Raw genomic sequence first — 13,325 nt, forward strand, 5'->3', positions numbered from 1 at the left:
CCTTTCGGAATGACACGCTTTTTAGTCGTTTGAGTATTCAAGTAGCTGTTCAAGAAAATGATAACTGTCGTCGACATCCGGATGACGCGTATCTTCATACCAGTAGAGTGACAATACTGCTTGCGCTACGACATACCAGTGCATCCGTTGTTTCAGATCACTCGTCAAAGGATGTCCATAATGTTCGAACCATTCTGGCCAAGCCGCTTCGTCGACATAACTATATAACATCATTCCAAGATCGTACGCACGGTCAGCAATAATCGCATCATCCCAATCGTTCAGATAGAGTTGACCGTCTGCTCCCGTCAACCAGTTATTGTGGTTCAAATCTGAATGACAAACGACCTGCTCATCCGTTCTTACCTGCTCCAGATTTTGTTCGAGGTAAACCATCGCATGTTCCACGAGCTCCGGATCCTCTAAATCATCCGGTTGAAAGTACAAACGACATTGTCGCAATAACTCATCAGGTTCGATCGGGCGCTGGTCAAGCTGTTGTAGCATGAACAGTAATTCCTTCGAATCATGGATTTTCCCAAGCAAACGTGCTACTTCAGGACGTTCCATCATTTCGGGCTCTAACTCGTCGCCTTCAATGAACTGTTGGGCGCTGATGACGTCCCCACTATAAATCCGTTTCGTCCATAATAACTTCGGAACGATTCCGTCTGCGGATAAAATCGCCAAAAACGGCGATGAATTTCGTTTTAAAAACAACTTCGATTGTCCGGTTGAAGCGATGTACGCTTCTCCTGTGATTCCACCTGCTGGCGTAAGGGTCCAGCCTTCGCCAAGCGCATCTAAAATATCTAATTCCATTATAATCCGCTCAACTTTTTTAGTAGATTTGCCTAAGGCACAATGCTTATCTTAACACGTTGCGATCGTCGTTGACAACGGAAGGACCTGAATCCTGTCGACACCTTTCAGAAGCGGGTCGACCGAGGCCTCATCCCCTTGTACATGCACATTCCAGCGCGAATGATCAAGTGAGACTTCAACGATTTCGCGCGTCGTATTGTAAACGATGAGCGTGCGTTGCCATGCATCATACGAGTGGACCGCTCCAAGTTCATAAGCAATGACACCCGGACGTAAGTCGATGAAATGAAGCAACTCGCGAATCTGATTCGCTCGGTGCAACCGGAATCCGCCATGCATTCTACGAATTTGCAAAATCGTCCTGATGTATGTGACAAGGGACAGATGATCATCCCGCCGTTCCCAGTCCATTCGATTGATCTCGTCTGGTGCGTTATAGCTGTTTTCAACACCTTGTTTCGTGCGTAAGAATTCTTGACCTGCGTGAAGAAACGGAATCCCTTGCGCAAACAAGGCAATCGTTTGAGCTAGGCGACTCATCCGCAATAATTGCTGTTCATCTGCCTCTGGACAAGATAACTTTAATTTATCGTATAACGTATGATTGTCGTGCGCCTCGACGTAATTGATGGAATAGGTAGGTTCCGGAAAACGTCCGTACGTTTGATTGTCGATATGGACACTTCCCGCAATCCCGTTTCGGACCTCCCCTTCCTTCCAGCCATCTCCCGCAACGAAACCTCGGTCGAATTCACTGAACGTCGATCCTTTTAACGCGTCACGGAACACATCATTAAAATGGGCGATCCGCGGCATTTGCGCAGCGGAGGCACTCATCGCCTTTAATCGTTCCGGTAACGCTGTCGCGAGATCCCACCCTTCTCCATACACCAGAATCGTTGGATCAATCGCATCGAGCGCCGCACGAACATCATTCATCGTCTCAATATCATGAATCCCCATCAAATCAAATCGAAAGGCATCAATCCGGTAGACTCGAGCAAAGTACGTCAAACAGTCAACGATCAGACGGCGCATCATGAATCGCTCAGATGCGGTATCATTTCCGACACCTGTTCCGTTCGATAGTGTTCCGTCTACTTCGTAGCGGAAATAATAACCAGGGACAAGCTGTTCGAGAGAGGAGCGTTCTCGAATGAAGACGTGATTCATGACGACATCGAATGTGACACGAATGCCTGCTTCATGGAGTCGCTCTACCATTTCCGCGTATTCTCTGACGCGAACGAGTGGTTCAACCGAACTCGCATAACTCCCAGCTAGCCCGAACCAAAGCATTGGGTCGTATCCCCAGTTATATGGAGACCGCGTCCGTTCATCGGTCGTCTCAAAAAAGTGGACTGGTAGCAATTGCAGATGGGTGATCCCGAGATCCAGGAGATAATCAAGTCCCGTCGCATGACCTCGAGGAGAGCGCGTTCCTCGTTCCGTCATCCCTGTGTATTGACCCGGATAACTTGAACCAGCTGAGTGATCGATCGTGAAATCACGGATATTCGCTTCGTAGATGACAGCGTCTGACGGTTTGACGAACAGAGGACGCGCGACACGCTTCGGGAACCACTTGGTCATCGTCCGTTCGACGTCAACGATGACACCGTATCGACCATTCTCCGATATCGCACTAGCGTACGGATCAACGACCTCTTTTGTGCCAAGGTATGTCGTCACTTCATACCGATACCAGCACTCTGCGATATCTTGTTCCAGTTGAAGATGATAAGCACCTTGCTCGTGTCGCTCCATTTCGTACTTTCCGAGCAACCGTTCATCTTGATCGTACACGACACACATGATCCGTTCTGCGACCGGTGACCAAACAGCAAAGTGAAATGTACCCTTTTCTTCCCAGACACCGAGCTTCCCTTCGTAACGGTACTTGCGCTCGAACGCTTCCGTCCGGACTAACCGGTCAGGAACGACGCGAATCGACCTCCCTGCTCCGAACACCTCATATCGGCATTCGAGCTCGACCGGTTCCAGAACCGTCAATTCATAAATCACCAGTTGTTCCTCACGGTGTGTTTCGACTTGCTGGATCGCAAGTGATTGTCCATCACATTCAAGCGACCAGTGGATTGACGGATTGCCTTCGACCTCGACTCGGATGCTTTGGAACGATGAGAACTCCGCCCGGATCACTGGTATCGCTACTTCTTGGTTTGTCATCTCTTTCGCAACGACAATGCCGTCGCTCCCTCCCTTACTCTTGAATGCGTGACTGTTCCTCACTTTGGATCGCCATTTGAAACGGAATCGATACGGTTTCCTTTAGGATTTTTTCACACACACGCATTTGAGCAGCTTTTGTATGAGTCGCATTCCCATTCATACGATTCAACCATTTAGGAAAATCCACTTTATTGACATACGTCGTCGTCGTTTCTTTTGGAATCTTATCAAAATAACCACTTGGAGCTAAGATGACCCGTTCGATCGGTAAATCGTAATCTCGTCCAAGAATCGTATGCAAAATGTCTTCCGTTCGTTTTAAACTGATATTCGGGTTCAAAATCTGTTTCACAGATGCTTTGAACGGTTGTTCCCGCCACAACTTATCTCGTCGAATATGATAAATACTCTCTTCACCATCGAGCCATTCCATGATATAGATCGCGGACGGACCGACGACAAATGGACTCAACTCGACTTCTCCGACTTGATAGTGAATGACCGCCCGATAAAACATCGCATATTGTTCATTTAGTAGATGCAACATCTGATAGAAGTCTAAATGACGTTTTAATGGAATCCGCCAAATGTCCTCCTCCCCTGCTCCGCCAGCGACGTTCAAGAGTTTTTGTAACTCGAGACGTTTTTTGTACCATTTATCAAACGCTCTTCGAGATAATTGTTTACCCGGAAGTTGAATGACTTCACTTTTTTTCATCACTTGCCACCACTTCTTCGGACGGATAAGCGTCTCCCCTGGAAACAATTCTCCTGTCTCCCATTTGCGATAAACGTTCGTATAATCAAGTGCCTGGTGTTCAACAAATCGTTTCGTCATCTCTAGCGGATTTTTTTCAAATCGACTATCTAAGTCATATAGTTTCATCAAAATTGCGATGGGGATCACCTCATTCCTCTTCACCTAGATGAATCCGATAAACCGGCTCATATCGCGGTGAAACCTCTGGTCGTACTTCAAATAGAACGAGTTCACGAACAGTCCACTCTATTGATCGGATCGGACTCGTCTTCCATTCGGCTGCCTCAGCGCGCCACTTTTTCGCGATCGTGACATGCGGAACGAATGGTCTGGTCGAATTCGGATCAATCTGTTCCACTAATTGAAACAATTCTTCCGATTCCGTTCCAAATCCTACGACGCGTGGTCGTTCATCCCGACCGAACGTGATCAAACGATCGAATCGTAGCACGAACGGTTCCATCGTACGCGCGATCTGCTGTAACTGCTGTTTCCACGACTGCTGTTCTTTTTCCTCCAATGGACCGAAAAAACGAAGTGTTAGATGATACTCTTCTAACGTATAGACGTTACGAAAGTACTCAGGTAGCGATAACCGTTCAGCAAGATTTGCCAAATCTTTAGAAGGGATCGGCAAAGCAATGAAAAAGTGTCGTTCTTGTCTCATCGTCGCGCTCACTCCTTCATACGACCACTGATACCATACAGAATCGCGCCTAGGATACTACTACTTGTATATACCCAAAAGACGGTATAGATTGTACTCTCCTCGAGTACAAAACCACTCATCAGATTAAACAACGCTGTCGCGAGTCCCGTCGTCGTCGCCATATATGTACTGACGGCTGTTGCGACCATCGTCTCTGGAACGAGAGATCGCACATAATCTAAGGCGACAGGGATCAACAGACCAACGATCATTCCTTGCATCGCAGATAATACCCACAGCATGACGATTGGAAGTTCTAAAGCAATCATCACCGTCCGCGCAGCCGACAACAAGGAAACAAATACAAGAACCGGAATCGCTCCGAATCGTAATAACAGACGCGAGGCGATGCGCATGAACGGAATTTCGCACAGAACGGCGACAAAGAATAATGTTCCGACGAGTGCCGTCGTCTCACCACGAATCGTGACGTAGCTGCCAAAGTAATAATTGTTGGCGAAGATGGGTCCGAAGATCAAACTCCCCCCTGCTAGGAACAACAGGAAGCGTCGATTCGAAAAGAGCTGTTTTAACGGTACGGGTTGCTGATGTGAAACATGCACGCTGCCCGTCTCTTCAATACCGATCAGCACAAGGAAACCGAGAACCCATGCTGCACCGGTTGCATAAAAAATCAGATTTAGTCCGCCACCCTCAGTGATTTGCCCAAGAATGAAAACAGCTAAAGCGAACCCTGCTGAGCCGAAAAGACGTAAAGCGCCGTAATCCACTTTACGCTTTCGCGTGTACTCGATCGCTAATGTATCCACGAGCGGAATATGCGCGCACTGGAACAACGCCCAAACGCAAGAAATCAATAATAAAAGTAGATAAGCAGACGTCAGTAAGTAACTGAGTGTAAAAATACCGGCAGCAAGCATCGCGACGAGCAAGAGTCGTTTCGGTTTTCCGAGTCGGTCCGCCGCGATTCCCCAAACAGGTTGTAGGAAAATGGAGAGAATCGGTCCAATCGCAACGATTGTTCCAATCTCTGAAGCCGACAGTCCGAACGCGTCGTTTGAGAAATAAAGCGCGAGATACGGAATGAGTGCTCCTTGTCCAAAGAAAATAAAGAAATATAGGGCTTGGAAATGATAGGTTTGACGATTTTTCACACGGAACTTCCTTTCAAGAAGCAATCCCCCCATCTTTACGATGCGGGGATCATCAATCATTATTTTGCGAGCTCATAAATCGCTTCTGCATAGATTGCGACAGCAAGCAATAGTTCATCAAAATCAACATATTCATCGACTTGGTGAGCAACTTCAGGACCACCCGGGAAGACTGGACCAAAAGCAACTCCCGCCGTCAATGAACGCGCATATGTGCCGCCACCAATTGCTATCAGATCAGCTGATTGGTTCGTATGGCGCTCATAGACGGCACTTAGCGTCTTGATCAATTCATGGTTTGGATCAACATGGTGCGGTGTCATGTGCGTCCGCGTCTGCAATTCAAAACCATATCCTGCCGCGGCTTCCTTGATGATTTGCAAACGTTCCGTGAAGTCTGCTGTATACGGGTAACGGATATTGATTGATGCCGTTCCTTGCTCTTCGGCGTAACGGAATACACCGCCATTGATCGTTAAGTCACCTGTCTCGTCTGAAGCAGCGACACCCATCGCTACACCGCGAGAATCCCGGAACATATGCGTCACGAGTTGAATGTAACGACGACCGTTATAATCCAAGTGAAGCGTATTGAGGAAACGTGCCAAATGTAAAGCAGCATTTTTACCATTGTCCGGCTCCATCGCATGGGCTGCGACACCATTGACATCAAGTATGAGACCTTCCGTTTCTTGCTTGACTGTTCCCGTCAAACCTTGTTCTTCAAGATAAGCATGGAAATCCGTCTCAAGCGTTCCTACTTCGACGACACGAAGAAGCGCTTGGGCATGACCTGGAACCATGTTCGGACGTTCGCCACCTTCAAAACGAACGAGATGGTAGCCTGTATCAGATGCTTGCGCTGGTTTCCCTTGAATCAATAACCCATCATAGAGTCCTTTTTCCGCATTGATGATCGGGAAGTCGGCATCTGGTGCAAAACCAAGTGTGGGCATCTCTTCATGTTTGAAGTAATGATTGACACAACGCCATTCACTCTCCTCATCCCCTCCTGCAATCAGACGGATGCGCTTCGAGAGTGGTAAGCCAAGTTCTTTGACGATTTTCAAAGCGTAATAAGCTGCCATCGTCGGTCCTTTATCATCGATTGCTCCACGTGCATACAGTTTTCCATCTACAAGCGTCGGGTTGAATGGACCGTATGTCCAGTGATCGCCACCAGCTGGTACGACGTCTAAGTGACAAAGAATACCGAGTAACTCTTCCCCTTGACCATATTCCAAATGTCCTGCATACCCATCGACATTTTTTGTCGTGAACCCATCGCGTTCCCCTGTCGCGAGCATCCAATCGAGGGCACGTTTGACTTCATGACCAAACGGCGCGCCCTCTTCGATCGTGGATTCGTCGAGTACACTCGGAATCCGTAATAATTCTTTTAAATCTTCTAATAAGTCCTCGCGACGTGCGAGTACTTCCTCTTTCCAATTCACCATCTGATTTCGCTCCTTCATTACGGGTTTTGGATTCGTTTCCTATACACCTTCCTAGTATAGCGAATATTCGTTCAGATACGAACATCCAAATTCTGTTTTCTTTTTTATTTATTGAAATGACGAACATTAATCTAAAATAAAACCCAAATTATCGACTTTACAAACCATTTGAATATATTTTTTATGAAAACGTTCGGTTAAATTACTTGCATTTTAATATCAAAACGTTATACTAAAGGCGAAACAACTGGATATTGCATTGTCTTTTGTCACCCGAAGCTTTAGAACACTATTCTATCCATTGGGGGAGTGGTTATACCAATGAAAGATTCTACAGACCGTATGTTGACCCGGATTAAATCGATCTATCTCTACATCCAAGAGAACGGAGCTACTACGACAGCAGAGTTGGTTGAAGAGTTTGGCATCACTTCAAGGACCGTCCAGCGGGATTTGAACGTGCTTGAATACAACAATCTCATTGTGAGCCCTCGACGCGGTACATGGACGTCGAGTAAGAAACAAAAGCAAGCGGGTTGATCCACTGTTTCACTATGTATATCTTTCGATGACGCGATTCTTCGCGTCTTTTTTTGTTATCTTTTTTAAAACGTAGGGTATAGCTATTGGGAGAAGGAGATGATGAGAATGAATATTTTAATCATTGGAGCAAACGGAACGACAGGACGCAAGATGGTCGAATTGATCGCTAAACAAGGAGATCACCAAGCGATCGCGGTCGTACGGGAAGAAAATCAAATCAACGATTTGATTGCACTCGGCGCATCTGAAGTCAGACTTGGGGATTTGACGAAGGATGTCAGTGGCGTCATCAGTAACGCGGACGTCGTCATCTTTGCAGCGGGTGCTGGTGGCGCATCGGACGAATTGACACGCGCCGTCGATCAGGAAGGTGCGATCAAAGTCATCGATGCAGCAAAAGCCAACGGGATCGATCGTTTCCTGATGCTCAGTTCAGTCGGTACGGAAGAACCGAAAGGCGAACTAAAAGTGTATCTTGAATCGAAAGCAGCAGCAGACGCTCACCTCAAAGAAAGTGGACTCAACTATACAATCGTCCGTCCTGGTCCGCTCAGCTACGATGACCCAACAGGTACTGTTGAAACGAAAGAGCATTTTGATTCATACGAAGATCGTAAGGTGTCTCGTGACGATGTGGCAGCGCTGTTCGTTCACTTGATTGATCATCCGACACAATCTCGTGTATTCGAAGTACTCAGCGGTCCTTATCCGATCGCAGAAGCACTACGTAATCAATAATTAAATCCCACAATAAAAGGCGATGGAATGTACATTCATTCCACCGCCTTTTTGCTTTGCTTATTCAGGTTGCCAATCAAATAACGACAATTCCTCTTGTGTCAGTTCACGGTAGTCCCCGAGTGCAAGTGCCGAATCAAGCTCTAAACGACCAATCGAGCGCCGTTTCAAGAACGTGACCTCTTTACCTAGGGCAAGCATCATCCGTTTGACTTGATGGAACTTCCCTTCCGTGATCGTCAATTCAAGCGTTGAATCTGTTTCTGTCGTCGATAAGATGACGAGTTTTCCTGGCTTTGCCTGATAACCGTCTTCTAAGGTGACGCCTGCCGCAATTGCCTCGACGTCTTCTTGCGTCAATACACCTGTCACTTCCGCGTAATACGTTTTTTCAACGTGTTTTTTCGGAGACATCAAGGCATGATTGAACGCTCCATCGTTTGTCAGTAACAACAAACCTTCTGTATCCTTATCAAGTCGTCCGACCGGAAACGGTTTGAAATACGTCACGTCTTCAAACAACAGATCGATGACGGTCTCATCTCGTTTATCCTCCGTCGCACTAATGACACCCGGTGGTTTATTCATCATCAAGTAGATGTATTTTTGATACGTGACCGGTTCGCCGTACATCAGAACCTGTTGTGACTCGACATCGACATGTTGTTTCGGATCACGAACGATCTCACCATCGACTTGAATTGCCCCTGCCTTGAGCAAAAGTTTTACTTCTTTTCGGGAGCCTGCCCCCATGTTGGATAACAATTTATCTAGACGCATGATTTCGTCCTCGTTTCAATGAAAATTTACGCCCTAATATGACCTCTGCTAAACCACTCCAAATCGAAAGTCCAGCGAAAATCACGATTCCAACTACCGCACCGATGATCAGGATCAACAGAGATGCCCATGTCGTCTCTGGTAAGAAGGACACCATTCCCCACTTCACGAGCGCGACAACCGCCCCCATCAACGCACTAATGATTAGAATTAACGATGTCCGGCGCAAGACGGTACTGAATGGAAACTTCACTGTTTGTGTGATTCGGAAGAACATCAATCCCGTCGCAACAAGGTAACCGATGATCGTTGCATAACCGGCACCTGTCCCGTCACCTGTTAAATGAATCAACGGTGCATTCAAGAGATACTTCGCAAGTAGTCCGGCAATCGTCGCAACAATCGTGAAGTATTGCCGGTTGATTCCTTGTAGGACTGCCGCTGTGACCGAATACAAGGCGAGGAACAACGCACTTGGCGCATAACTTAAGAGATAGACCCATGCTGCCTGATCTTTCGGGAAGAGCACATGGAACGTTTCTTCACTGAGGAGAATCATCCCGACGACTGCCGGAATCGTAATAAAGAAGACGAGTTGATAAATCTGCGAGATTTGAGCCCGTACTTTCCGCATATCTCCCTGTGTGAATGACGCTGTCAACAGTGGCGTCGCAGACAGCGATAATCCAGTCGCAACAGATACTGGAATCAGAACGATTTTATGACTATCCGCAATCAGATAGGCCGTTGCATTTCCAGCAGCTTCGAGTGTATAACCGATACTTTGTAATGCTGCATTCATCGTATTCTGGTCGATGACTTGATAAAGCGGCGTCGAAACGCCTACCATGACGATTGGAATCGCATAGGCTAACAACTCTTTGTACAAATCCGTTAACGGGCGATCCGGCGAACGGACGGTTTGAGTTGCACGGAGTTCTCGTAATCCACTCGCACGTTTACGGAAATAGTAAATCAGAACGACTATACTTCCGATTGCTCCAATAAATGCGCTGAATGTTGCAATCGTCGCTGCCCATGCTACCCCAGAATCAAAGAGATAGATGGCGATGCTGACTCCTGCGAGCAAGAAAATGATTCGGACGATTTGTTCTAAGATTTGTGAAATCGCGGTCGGTCCCATCGATTGATATCCTTGGAAGTATCCACGTGTCATACTCATCGGCGGAATCAAGAGTAAAGCAAAACTGACTCCTCGAATCGTCATCGTGACGGCATCGACGTATGCCGCTGAATCGACGTCCCCACCCGGAATCGCTCGGTGGGCTAAATACGGAGCGAGGAAGAATAAGGCGAGAAAAGAAACAACGCCGGTCAAGGACATGATTTTCAAACCCGATCGATACAATCGCTCACTCGTATCGTATTCCCCAAGCGCATTATACTTGGCGACGAATTTTGAGACGGCAACGGGAATTCCCGCTGTCGCGACACCAATCATGATCGTGTAATAGTTGTAGGCATACGTATAAAACATGATACCTGTAGCACCGACCATGAACTGGAATGGAAAGAGGTAGATCAAACCTAGTGCGCGGGAAATCAGTGACGCACCGGATAGGAGCATCGTCCCACGAACGAATCCCGCATTACCGGGAGAAGTGGACTGTTTATTGTTGACTGTGGACATGGTAACATCCCTCACGCTTTCTAATTTTTAAACTCGACACTCTAATCATGACTGTCTCATTATACAAGTTCTCTCGTACACAATTGCAAATCATTATACCGCTGTCTTTCTGTAATTGAAAGAGACGGTTTGTTTACAGTCGCAACTTCTGCTAAAGTGAAACAAGCAGAATTCTATGAATGAGGTGACCATATGTACGATGTAATCGTAATCGGGGGCGGACCGAGCGGCTTGATGGCAACGCTCGCCTCCTTACAAGCTGGAGCTCGAACACTCCTGCTCGATAAAGGGAATAAATTAGGAAGGAAGCTCGCAATCTCTGGCGGCGGACGCTGTAACGTCACGAATCGAAAACCACTCGACGAGCTCGTCCAGTCGATCCCGGGAAACGGACGTTTCTTATATAGCGCCTTCTCTCAATTCAACAATGAATCGATCATCGAACTCTTCGAAGGATTTGGCGTCGCACTTAAAGAAGAGGACAACGGTCGGATGTTCCCTGTCTCAGATAAGGCAGCGGATGTCGTTCGTGTATTGATCGATCAAATCCGCGCGCATGGTGCCGAGATTCAAACGGATGCGCAAGTCGCTACGCTCGATTTCCATCCGGATGGTTCTTTTGCAGCTGTCATATTAGAGAATGGCATGCGTCTTGAAGCGAAAAGTTGTATCGTCGCGGTCGGTGGTCAATCTGTTCCGCATACCGGTTCAACGGGTGACGGCTATCCGTGGGCTGAAAAAGCGGGTCACACGATCACGGAACTCTTCCCAACGGAAGTTCCGATTCTGTTAGGTGATACGTTCATTCACGAAAAAACATTACAAGGGCTGTCGCTGCGTGACGTCGCTCTAACGGTCCACGGTAAAAAAGATAAGGCGATCAAGACACATACAGGTGATCTACTGTTCACACACTTCGGTTTAAGTGGTCCGATTGCTTTACGGTGTAGCCAATATACGATCAAAGAACGCAAACGTTCGAAAGAAACGATCGTTCATCTATCGATTGATCTCTTCCCGGACGAATCCCTCGGTGCCTTAACGGAACGTTTCCAAGCAGCCCTTGCCGCAAATCCGAAGAAAACAGTCCGCAATGCTCTTCGTGGTTTCGTACCAGAACGGTTGCTTGAACTCCTATTCGTTCGAATCGGCTTTGGCGATGAAGTCTGTACACAAGTGAAGAAACAAGACTGGACGGACTTCCTCCAACAATTGAAGCGATTCCCACTCAGAGCAACGGGAACGCTCGATTTCGATAAAGCCTTCGTCACGGGTGGCGGCGTCTCGATCAAAGAGATTGATCCAAAAACAATGATGTCAAAAAAAGCCGAACGGCTATTCTTCGCTGGTGAAATTCTTGATATTCACGGCTATACGGGTGGATACAACATTACAGCCGCGTTCGTGACGGGTCATTGCGCCGGTAGCCACGCTGCAGAAATGGCACGTGACACTGTCTCTTAATATGAACAAGACCCGATTCGTCTGTGTTAATCAGAAGAATCGGGTCTTTTCTTTTTATGCATCAGTCAATCGGTGTGAACGATCGGCTCGAAAACTTATCTGTCTCGACTAAGGCAAACAATTCATTATCCTGTACGAAAATCCCTTTTGAACCATAGACCTTTGGACTTGCCGTCTCTCCCGTGATCGTCTGATCTTTCTGATCAATCGAATAGAGATAGAGTGCTTCTGAATCAAGTGTGTAGATGCGTCCTTGTCGTTCCGCAAGACCAATTGGTCGGAAGTCGGATTCGAATACTTTCTTCGCATCACTTCGCATCCCATTCGCCGGTTCAATTTTACTTCGTTCTACGATCGATAAATACGGCGGCTTTTGCTTTTTCTTTAAAGCGCGTTTTTTCTTTTCCGACGCATCTGGATCAATCTTAATTTTATCCTCTTTCATGGCGAAACGAGTCAATTCCACACGTCCGATTGCACGGATATGATTGATCGTATAGAATTCCTTTTTCTTCGAATCATATCCAAGCCCATGGAAACTGTCTCGAATCGTCGTCCCCTGTACTTTTTCACGTTTTTCTTCGCTCCAGACACCATCTTTTCGCGTGATTGTCACGAGAATCTGATTCGATGTCAATAAAGCGACGGTCTCTCCGTCAACGAGTGTCATGCCATCGAGGCCAGAAAGAAGTAATTTCCCTTCTTCTAATTGGAAGGAGGCATTGATCCTCTCACCTGTTCCACTAATTTCAAAGAAACGATAATCGTCTGTGACGACGAGGTACGACCCGATGGAATCATCATATAACATCTGCTGGACATTCTTAATTAATGGTTCTTCCGGATTCGGAATGGCTGAAGGCGTTTTCGTCGGCACCTGTTTGACAGCTGCCTGATGCTTCGATTGCGTCTCGATTTTCGCGAACGTTTCCTGAATACGCGACATCGTCTCTGGTTTTGAGAAGACGAGCAGTACACAAAGAATCAAACCCGAAACGACGGCAAAAATCGTTGTATAGACTATATAAGATCGTTTCATTGATGGTAATCGCCTTTCTTTCTCGGTTTCTGATTCAGTGTATCAGAAGGA

Annotated in this window: 12 protein-coding genes; 3 read left to right on the forward strand and 9 right to left on the reverse strand. The window is 46.9% G+C overall.

The annotated features are described in order from the left end of the window. Positions 1 to 21 precede the first annotated feature (21 nt). The 6 genes from KNQ12_RS05035 to pepV all read right to left on the reverse strand — a co-directional run bounded on the left by KNQ12_RS05035 (position 22) and on the right by pepV (position 7,059). A complete protein-coding gene (locus tag KNQ12_RS05035) occupies positions 22 to 822 on the reverse strand; it encodes a phosphotransferase family protein (protein ID WP_023469090.1) in 801 nt (266 codons plus the stop codon). 51 nt (positions 823 to 873) lie between these two features. Next, a complete protein-coding gene (gene pulA / locus KNQ12_RS05040; protein WP_023469091.1) occupies positions 874 to 3,015 on the reverse strand; it encodes a type I pullulanase in 2,142 nt (713 codons plus the stop codon). Between the two features lie 34 nt (positions 3,016 to 3,049). Then, on the reverse strand, positions 3,050 to 3,856 hold the full coding sequence (locus KNQ12_RS05045; RefSeq protein ID WP_238987917.1) for a hypothetical protein: 807 nt from the start codon (positions 3,854 to 3,856) through the stop codon (positions 3,050 to 3,052). A 70-nt stretch (positions 3,857 to 3,926) separates the two neighbouring features. After that, entirely contained in the window at positions 3,927 to 4,445 is a 519-nt protein-coding gene (thpR, locus tag KNQ12_RS05050) for an RNA 2',3'-cyclic phosphodiesterase (protein WP_035396473.1), read from the reverse strand. Between the two features lie 8 nt (positions 4,446 to 4,453). Next, the gene (locus KNQ12_RS05055) at positions 4,454 to 5,602 is read right to left on the reverse strand and encodes an MFS transporter (protein WP_214746630.1); all 1,149 of its coding nucleotides are present in this window, start codon (positions 5,600 to 5,602) and stop codon (positions 4,454 to 4,456) included. 59 nt (positions 5,603 to 5,661) lie between these two features. Further along, positions 5,662 to 7,059 (reverse strand): dipeptidase PepV, encoded by a 1,398-nt coding sequence (gene pepV / locus KNQ12_RS05060; RefSeq protein ID WP_023469094.1) that lies wholly within the window; start codon positions 7,057 to 7,059, stop codon positions 5,662 to 5,664. Positions 7,060 to 7,380: 321 nt separating this feature from the next. Here pepV and KNQ12_RS05065 point away from each other — a divergent pair, with 321 nt between their 5' ends. Together KNQ12_RS05065 and KNQ12_RS05070 are read left to right on the forward strand one after the other, a co-directional pair. Continuing rightward, on the forward strand, positions 7,381 to 7,599 hold the full coding sequence (locus tag KNQ12_RS05065; protein WP_023469095.1) for a DeoR family transcriptional regulator: 219 nt from the start codon (positions 7,381 to 7,383) through the stop codon (positions 7,597 to 7,599). Between the two features lie 108 nt (positions 7,600 to 7,707). After that, complete coding sequence (locus tag KNQ12_RS05070; protein ID WP_174316497.1) at positions 7,708 to 8,340, forward strand: SDR family oxidoreductase; 633 nt, start codon at positions 7,708 to 7,710, stop codon at positions 8,338 to 8,340. 60 nt (positions 8,341 to 8,400) lie between these two features. On the opposite strand, the gene KNQ12_RS05075 is transcribed toward KNQ12_RS05070, so the two are convergent. Together KNQ12_RS05075 and KNQ12_RS05080 are read right to left on the reverse strand one after the other, a co-directional pair. Then, positions 8,401 to 9,120: a pseudouridine synthase gene (locus KNQ12_RS05075; RefSeq protein WP_023469097.1), complete on the reverse strand. Its 720-nt coding sequence runs from the start codon at positions 9,118 to 9,120 to the stop codon at positions 8,401 to 8,403. Continuing rightward, positions 9,107 to 10,771, reverse strand: coding sequence for a putative polysaccharide biosynthesis protein (locus KNQ12_RS05080; protein ID WP_058264703.1), 1,665 nt, complete (start codon positions 10,769 to 10,771; stop codon positions 9,107 to 9,109). Before KNQ12_RS05080 ends, KNQ12_RS05075 begins: the two co-directional genes overlap by 14 nt. A gap of 192 nt (positions 10,772 to 10,963) precedes the next feature. On the opposite strand from KNQ12_RS05080, the gene KNQ12_RS05085 reads away from it, so the two are divergent. Beyond that, a complete protein-coding gene (locus KNQ12_RS05085; RefSeq protein WP_214746633.1) occupies positions 10,964 to 12,235 on the forward strand; it encodes a BaiN/RdsA family NAD(P)/FAD-dependent oxidoreductase in 1,272 nt (423 codons plus the stop codon). A 61-nt stretch (positions 12,236 to 12,296) separates the two neighbouring features. On the opposite strand, the gene KNQ12_RS05090 is transcribed toward KNQ12_RS05085, so the two are convergent. Continuing rightward, on the reverse strand, positions 12,297 to 13,274 hold the full coding sequence (locus KNQ12_RS05090; protein ID WP_075643130.1) for a hypothetical protein: 978 nt from the start codon (positions 13,272 to 13,274) through the stop codon (positions 12,297 to 12,299). Between the last annotated feature and the right edge of the window lie 51 nt (positions 13,275 to 13,325).

Source organism: Exiguobacterium sp. s11 (assembly GCF_018619015.1).
GTDB classification, from domain to species: Bacteria; Bacillota; Bacilli; order Exiguobacteriales; family Exiguobacteriaceae; genus Exiguobacterium_A; species Exiguobacterium_A indicum.

What these genes read in the sequence shown, in the direction of transcription:
- thpR (WP_035396473.1), bottom strand. Translation starts at nt 4,445, where the DNA reads ATGAGACAAGAACGACACTTTTTCATTGCTTTGCCGATCCCTTCTAAA.
- KNQ12_RS05070 (WP_174316497.1), top strand. Translation starts at nt 7,708, where the DNA reads ATGAATATTTTAATCATTGGAGCAAACGGAACGACAGGACGCAAGATG.
- KNQ12_RS05035 (WP_023469090.1), bottom strand. Translation starts at nt 822, where the DNA reads ATGGAATTAGATATTTTAGATGCGCTTGGCGAAGGCTGGACCCTTACG.
- KNQ12_RS05080 (WP_058264703.1), bottom strand. Translation starts at nt 10,771, where the DNA reads ATGTCCACAGTCAACAATAAACAGTCCACTTCTCCCGGTAATGCGGGA.
- pulA (WP_023469091.1), bottom strand. Translation starts at nt 3,015, where the DNA reads ATGACAAACCAAGAAGTAGCGATACCAGTGATCCGGGCGGAGTTCTCA.
- KNQ12_RS05085 (WP_214746633.1), top strand. Translation starts at nt 10,964, where the DNA reads ATGTACGATGTAATCGTAATCGGGGGCGGACCGAGCGGCTTGATGGCA.
- KNQ12_RS05065 (WP_023469095.1), top strand. Translation starts at nt 7,381, where the DNA reads ATGAAAGATTCTACAGACCGTATGTTGACCCGGATTAAATCGATCTAT.
- KNQ12_RS05075 (WP_023469097.1), bottom strand. Translation starts at nt 9,120, where the DNA reads ATGCGTCTAGATAAATTGTTATCCAACATGGGGGCAGGCTCCCGAAAA.
- KNQ12_RS05045 (WP_238987917.1), bottom strand. Translation starts at nt 3,856, where the DNA reads ATGACGAAACGATTTGTTGAACACCAGGCACTTGATTATACGAACGTT.
- KNQ12_RS05090 (WP_075643130.1), bottom strand. Translation starts at nt 13,274, where the DNA reads ATGAAACGATCTTATATAGTCTATACAACGATTTTTGCCGTCGTTTCG.
- pepV (WP_023469094.1), bottom strand. Translation starts at nt 7,059, where the DNA reads ATGGTGAATTGGAAAGAGGAAGTACTCGCACGTCGCGAGGACTTATTA.